General features: G+C 66.6%; 1 protein-coding gene and 1 tRNA gene. One reads left to right on the forward strand and one right to left on the reverse strand.

The genetic code is table 11. From position 1 onward, the window contains the following. The first annotated feature begins 104 nt into the window (after nt 1-104). Complete coding sequence (locus tag BW38_RS04005) at nt 105-1,025, forward strand: LysR family transcriptional regulator (RefSeq protein ID WP_025878941.1); 921 nt, start codon at nt 105-107, stop codon at nt 1,023-1,025. A gap of 621 nt (nt 1,026-1,646) precedes the next feature. On the opposite strand, the gene BW38_RS04000 is transcribed toward BW38_RS04005, so the two are convergent. Next, nucleotides 1,647-1,723, reverse strand: a tRNA-Arg gene (locus BW38_RS04000).

Consider the following 1,723-nt stretch of genomic DNA (forward strand, 5'->3'; position numbering starts at 1 on the left):
GGGTGGGCGGGTAGCCGCTGTGTTTCCCCGTTGAAGAGAAGTATCCGCTTGCACCTTGGGTTTGAAAAACGGATAGTTTCGACAGCAATCATCGAAAATTTCGAATGCTCAAGCTCAGCCTCGATGCCCTGCAGATCCTGGACGCGATCGACCGCCGAGGCTCCTTTGCCGGCGCCGGCAAGGCCCTGCACAAGGTGCCTTCGACCATTTCCTACACCGTGGCCAAGCTGGAAGAGGATCTGGGGGTGCAGCTGTTCGACCGGATCGGCCCGCGGGCGGAGCCGACCGAGGCCGGGCGCGCGCTGCTGGAGGAGGGCAGGCACCTGCTGCGTGCGGCCCGGGAGCTCGAGCTGCGGGTGCGGCGGGTGGCCTCGGGCTGGGAGGCGGAATTGACCCTGGCGGTGGATTCGGTATTTCCGACCTGGCTGCTGGGGCCGGATATCGCCGCGTTCCGCGAGGTGGCGGCGCCCACCCGGCTGCGCCTGTTTGGCGAAGCACTGTCCGGTACCTGGGAAGCGCTGCTGGACCGGCGCGCCGACCTGTTGGTCGCGGCTCCCGGTGAGGGTCCCAGTGGCGGGGGCTACGTGGTCGAGCCGCTGGGCAGCGTTGATTTTGTGTTTGCGGTGGCACCCGGGCATCCGCTGGCGTCCGTACCGGGTGTGCTGGGCCGCGAGCAGTTGGCGCCGTATTGCGCGATCGCCGTGTCCGACTCTGCGCGGCGGCTGCTGCCACGAACGGTGGGCCTGTTGATGGGCCAGGAGACGTTGACCGTGCCGGACATGGCCAGCAAGTTGAAGCTGCAGTGCCAGGGGCTGGGATTCGGCTTCCTGCCCGAGCCCTGCGCGCGCGCGGCGGTGGCGCGCGGCCAGCTGGTGATCCGCGAGGTCGAGGAGCACAAGCCGGAAGAGACCTTCTGGTTGGCCTGGCGCACCGGCGAAGATGGCGCGGCCCTGCGCTGGTGGCGCGAGCGCCTGCGGCGGCCGGAGCTGCTGGCGCAATGGTGGCAGGCGATGGCAGAGGGGTAGGGTTCGGCAGGGCTGCGCCCTGCACCTGCAGTAGTGCCGGCCGCTGGCCGGCAACCTCAACAGCAACAGCAACAGCAACAGCAGAAGCTGGTTTCCTGTGGGGAGGCGGGGTGGGTCCGGTTGCGGGAGACGCCGTAAACCCGTCCATGGGGGCTTGGCCGCGGCATCCATGCCGCGGACACTCCCGCAACCGGACCCACCCCGCCTTCGACAGGTTTCCGGCGATCTGTCGGTGCTGGTGCGGTTGGTGGGTGTCGACCCTGGTCGACACGGTAGATCCACGCCATGCGTGGATGCTCTTCGATCAATTGTTGAAATATTCGAACTCCAACTCGAACTCGATGGAGATTCATCCACGCACGGCGTGGATCTACCGCAGATCGCGGTGATCTGTCAGGGGTGGGGCGGTGTCGGAGTGCGGGGTGTCCGCGGCATGGATGCCGCGGCCAAGCCCCCATGGACGGGTTTACGGCGTCCCCGCACTCCGACACCGCCCCGCCATCCCTCGGAATGCCTGCTTCTGCTGTTGCCGTTGCTTTGGCCTCTGCAGGTGCAGGGCGCAGCCCTGCCGAAAAACACACATAAAAAAACAGCAGGCCGAGGCCTGCTGTTTCGGTGTAATGGTGCGCCCGGAGAGATTCGAACTCCCGACCGCCTGGTTCGTAGCCAGGTACTCTATCCAACTGAGCTACGGGCGC

The sequence above is a fragment of the Stenotrophomonas sp. RIT309 genome (assembly GCF_000632045.1).
In the GTDB taxonomy this organism is placed as follows: domain Bacteria; phylum Pseudomonadota; class Gammaproteobacteria; order Xanthomonadales; family Xanthomonadaceae; genus Stenotrophomonas; species Stenotrophomonas indicatrix.

Bases quoted from the DNA above. Each gene is read 5' to 3' on its own strand.
- BW38_RS04005 (WP_025878941.1), top strand. From the start codon at position 105: ATGCTCAAGCTCAGCCTCGATGCCCTGCAGATCCTGGACGCGATCGAC.